Raw genomic sequence first — 4,964 nt, forward strand, 5'->3', positions numbered from 1 at the left:
ACAAAAATTTTACGGTCAAAGAATTACCCGGCCTTAATCATCTTTTTCAAACTTCTCAAACGGGATTGCCTGCTGAATATGCAAAGATTGAAGAAACGATTTCACCAGAAGTGTTACACTTGGTGGGCCAATGGATTTTAGAGAGGACTGGGGAAAAGTAAACTGGGTTTGAAAATCTTCTCAATTTCTTTTATGATATCCTGACAAATAAAGAATATATGGTGAGTATAATAAAAAATAAAAAAGGAAAATAAAATTCAATTGAAAGAGGTGCAATACTGATGAATAGAAATATAAATTTTATATTTTTATTAAAATCATTGGGTTTGGGTTTGATAATTTCTATTCTTTTTAGAATTGATTTTTGGAGATTACAAATTAATTTTTCTTTAAGTGATGGCTTTATCTCTTTATGGTTAATGGGATTTTTGCCAGCACTGGTCCTTGGCTACCCCATTATACGAACCAGTTGGAGTGGCTGGAGATTAATCTGTACGGTTTTTTTAATCTATTTCGGAATAACTACTTTTATGACTCAGATAGAAGCAGTGGTTTTTCTACAGCATTTAGTGGATATAATTCCAACAAAAGATACTTTTAGTTTATTCTTTAATGGAGCAGTAAGAGCAGCGATATTGGCTCCCCTAATAGTAGTTACTCATGGAAAATATTTCAGAACAGAAGAAGGAATAGAACAAATCGTAAAAATAGCAATGAATATCCGGCAGTGGATAGTTAAATTAAGTTTGGTAGCTTTAATCTATACTATTATCTATATCCTCTTTGGGGCTTTGGTATTCAAACCTTTAGCCGGGGCTGCTTTTGATGAATATTATGCCGGGCTGCAGATGCCCCCCTGGATTATTCCCTTCCAACTGATAAGAGGAATCTTATTTGCCTTTTTAGCCTTTCCGGTCATTTCTATGCTAAAAGGCAGTTTTCGGGAAACCGGCTGGACTGTATCTTTGTTATTTTCTGTTTTATTGGCTTCTCTGGTACTCCCGCCCAATGAGTTTATGCCGCCAACTATTCGGTTTCCTCACATGATAGAATTATTTACTTCCATGTTTCTATTCGGGTGGATTGTAACCAAGCTCTTTTATCAGCATCGTTCTGTCTAAATTGGCCGATTATTAATTTTAAAAAATCTGAAGGCAAAAAAAGTGTTCGCACAAAAGAGCGTGGATATATGCCTACAGAGTTGGTTATGCTTTTTCACCAGGCAGGATTCGAAGTAGTAAATATCTAGGATGGAACTGTGCAGGTAGCCAGAATCGACAAAAAATTAGCCTTGATGAGATTGAGATAATGGTAGTAGTTAAAAAGCCTACAGGAATACCATAAAAAGGGAAAGCGGTTTAGGGATTAAATGTATTATCGGATATGGATTTATACAATAATGAAGAAAAATCAACAATAATTTTCCAGGATTATAAATGCAAAGAAGCTTTGTATCAATTAAAGCGCAAGGGATTACCTTATTCCTTTGATTTAAATATATACCGTGGATGCTCTCATAACTGCCAATACTGTTATGCCAGGAAAAGTCATAAATATTTAAATTCAAAGAAATATGAAAGTGATATTTTTGTAAAAACAAATATTAGTGAAGTCCTTGAAAAAGAACTGAAAAGGGGTAAAACCGGCGGGAAATTAATAAACATTGGAGGCGTCTGCGATAGTTATCAGCCTGCAGAAAAGAAATTTAAACTGATGCCGGATATTCTAAAAATTTTGATTAAGTACAAACAGCCGGTTATTATCAGCACAAAATCTGACCTAATCCTGCGCGATATCGAATTGATAGATCAGCTGGCACACCATGCCTGGGTTAATATTACAGTAACCATAACTTCTGAAAATGATGATATATCTTCAATAGTTGAACCTAGGGCGAATTTACCTGAGGCCAGGAGGAATATTTTGCAAGCGTTTAGTAAAACGAAAGCTTCAACTGGTTTTCATTTTTTCCCTATATTGCCCTTCCTCTCTGATGATAAAACATCCATGGAAAAGATGGTAAAGCAGGCCTCTGAAGTAAAAGTAGATTATATGTTAAGCGGAATTCTTTATTTATCGGGAGGAATTAAGGACAGATATTTTAGTTTTATTCAAAGAGAACTTCCAGAATACTACTCTGATTATGTTTTACTTTATCCCAAAGGGAAGGCAATCCCTGATTATAAGAGAAAAATTCATTCTTTTCTAGGGAGAATGAGAGAAAAATATGGAGTAAATGCACAGTACTCAAAAATTATTCCTGCTTATAGCTAATTCCTTATCTCAAAGTGCATTGCAGACTATGGGTGCATTAGCTCTTATCTTTGTAAGCGCAAGCACAAATTTAAAAAATAGTTCAAAAATAAATAAATTGTAAGATAGCTACTTACATAAAAAATATGATAAACTAAGGGAAAAAGAAAAAAAGAAGGGAATGTTTTAGCGTGATGGAATTTATTTTAATTTTATCAGGAATAATTTGTATCATCATAGGAATAATTGGCTGTATTCTTCCCGCACTTCCCGGGCCTCCCCTTAATTATGCTGCCCTTTTATTGCTCCAATTTGCCAAAGAAGAACCTGTTTTTAGTAAAAGTTTCCTGGTCAGGTTTGCTGTCTTAACTGTTATCGTCTCCCTGGTAGATTATTTTCTACCTCTACTGGGAGCAAAATTATACGGTACTAGCAAATACGGAATCTGGGGAGCAATCATTGGGATGATAGCCGGAATCATCTTCTTTCCTCCTCTTGGAATGATATTAGGCGTATTTATTGGTGCAATAGTCGGAGAGCTTATCGCCGGCAAAGAAAACTCAATAGCCCTAAAGGCTGGCCTGGCCACTTTTATCGGAAGTATTATAGCACTTTTTATCAGACTGTCTTTATCCTTAGTAATGGCCTTCTATTTTTTTATTTACCTCTTTAAAGGCTAAAAATGAAAGAGAAAAGATTGAAAAACACCTTTTATCTGTAGAAATTAATAAAATATGGTAAAATAACTATAGAAGAGAAAGAGGTAAAAAAATGATCATTAAAAATTTTAAACCATTTGCCGGTCAACATTGTGAAACCACTGCCACAGGCAGCTTACTTCTCCATTTAGGAAATAACTTATCCGAACCCATGCTTTTTGGATTGGGCGAGGGATTGAACTTCATTATCTAGAACATGAAAACCATGGATTTCCCTTTTATAGGGGGAAGGATAAAAACGGATTTATTAACCCAAAATATTACCAAACACCTGAACTTAAAATTGAATGTTTGGGAAACCTCTTCACCAAAAAAAGCCTGGGAAAATGTAAGAGAAAACATTGATTCAGGAATTCCCGTAGGAATAAAACTGGATTGTTATCACCTGGACTATTTTACGAATAAAATTCATTTTGCCGGCCATTATGTAGCCATGTACGGATATGATGAAAATAGTGCTTATCTGGCTGATACCACGCAACAAGGTGGATTGGTTAAAACTTTTTTAAAGAACCTTGAACTGGCCAGGAATGAAAAAGGACCTATGTCATCTAAAAATCTCTCTTATACTATTCAAGCTACCCATAAAAAATATGACCTGAATAAAGAAATTATACAGGCTATAGGTGATAACACTAAAAATTACTTGAATCCTCCCATCGAAAATATTAGCTATAAGGGCATCTTAAAGACCAGCAAAGAAATAATAAAATGGTTTAAACGGACCAAAGATGTGGAGGGAGATTTTAAAACCACGGCTATGTTAATGGAAAAAGCCGGTACCGGTGGCTCGCTGTTCAGAAATCTTTATAGAGATTTCCTAAAAGAAAGTTGCCAGATATTAAAAATAGAAGCAATAAAAGAATCCTATGAGATGTTTGCCGACATTGCCCGGCTATGGAAAGCAGTATCAAAATTGTTTATAAAAGCAGGAGATACCAAAGATATTGAATATATTTATAAAGCTTCTAAAATATTAGTAGAGATAGCCGATAAAGAGAAAAAAACCATGAATATTCTATTCAATGCTTGTCAGGAAAAGGTTTTTTAAGGAGGGAGAAAGATGTTTAAATTTATTTTATTTTTGGTGGTCTTTGGATGTATTTCGGGTTTAGCGAGTACTCAGAATTCTTTTGAAAAAGATAATATTCCCACCTCCGCTGGTGATCTGCAGATTACTTTCATTGGGCACGCGAGCTTAATCTTTACCTTTAATGGAAAAGTCATTCATGTTGATCCGGTCAGTGAGCAGGCGGATTATTCTAAACTTCCCAAGGCAGATATTATTTTAATTACCCACGAGCATAGTGACCATTTTGATTTATCAGTTATCAAAATATTACGTACCAATCAAAGCAAATTGATTCTTACGGAAACCTGTGCCAGGAAGATTTCTGGCGGCACTGTGAGGAAGAATGGGGATGTTCAAATCATCCAGGGAATAAAATTTGAGGCAGTAGCGGCATACAATATAATCCATAAGCGTAATAATGATCAACCTTTCCATCCAAAAGGTGTAGGAAACGGATATATTCTGACTTTTGGTGATAAACGAATCTATGTAGCCGGTGACACCGAGAATATTCCCGAGATGAAAACACTACAAGGGATTGATGTGGCTTTTTTGCCGATGAATCTGCCCTACACCATGACGCCGGAGATGGTCGCTGATGCCGCAAGATCGTTCAAACCAAAAATCCTGTACCCTTATCATTACGATAATACCGACACTTCTAAATTAGTGGAATTGTTGAAAGATGAGCAGGAGATTGAGATACGCATTCGCAAGATGAACTAATTGGATAGAAACCGGCGATATCAACATAAAAAAAAAGAATTCTTAAATATAATTAAGATGAAGGTATCGCCACCTGCTTTTTACGGGAAGGCATTGTTTCATTGCCTTCCCTGTTATAGAAATAATAGGGAGGGGATTTTATAAATTACTTCTGTAAAAAGATGGTTTTTTTTGAATTTAATATAGTAATATAG

General features: G+C 35.3%; 5 protein-coding genes and 1 pseudogene. All 6 read left to right on the forward strand.

Features of this window, described 5'->3' with window-relative positions; all coding sequences use genetic code 11:
* Positions 1–161: alpha/beta hydrolase (locus ENO17_05340; GenBank protein HER24450.1), on the forward strand; the 161-nt coding region annotated here is incomplete at its 5' end.
* Positions 162–281: 120 nt separating this feature from the next.
* Positions 282–1,121 carry a hypothetical protein gene (locus ENO17_05345; protein ID HER24451.1) on the forward strand — a complete coding sequence of 280 codons (840 nt, stop codon included), beginning with the start codon at positions 282–284 and terminating at the stop codon, positions 1,119–1,121.
* Positions 1,122–1,383: 262 nt separating this feature from the next.
* Positions 1,384–2,274 (forward strand): radical SAM protein, encoded by an 891-nt coding sequence (locus tag ENO17_05350; protein ID HER24452.1) that lies wholly within the window; start codon positions 1,384–1,386, stop codon positions 2,272–2,274.
* Positions 2,275–2,447: 173 nt separating this feature from the next.
* Positions 2,448–2,933, forward strand: coding sequence for a DUF456 domain-containing protein (locus ENO17_05355; protein ID HER24453.1), 486 nt, complete (start codon positions 2,448–2,450; stop codon positions 2,931–2,933).
* A gap of 91 nt (positions 2,934–3,024) precedes the next feature.
* A pseudogene (locus tag ENO17_05360) lies at positions 3,025–4,023 on the forward strand (DUF4872 domain-containing protein).
* 12 nt (positions 4,024–4,035) lie between these two features.
* Positions 4,036–4,770 carry an MBL fold metallo-hydrolase gene (locus ENO17_05365; protein ID HER24454.1) on the forward strand — a complete coding sequence of 245 codons (735 nt, stop codon included), beginning with the start codon at positions 4,036–4,038 and terminating at the stop codon, positions 4,768–4,770.
* Positions 4,771–4,964 lie beyond the last annotated feature (194 nt).

This window comes from Candidatus Atribacteria bacterium, assembly GCA_011056645.1.
GTDB lineage: Bacteria > Atribacterota > Phoenicimicrobiia > Phoenicimicrobiales > Phoenicimicrobiaceae > Sediminicultor > Sediminicultor quartus.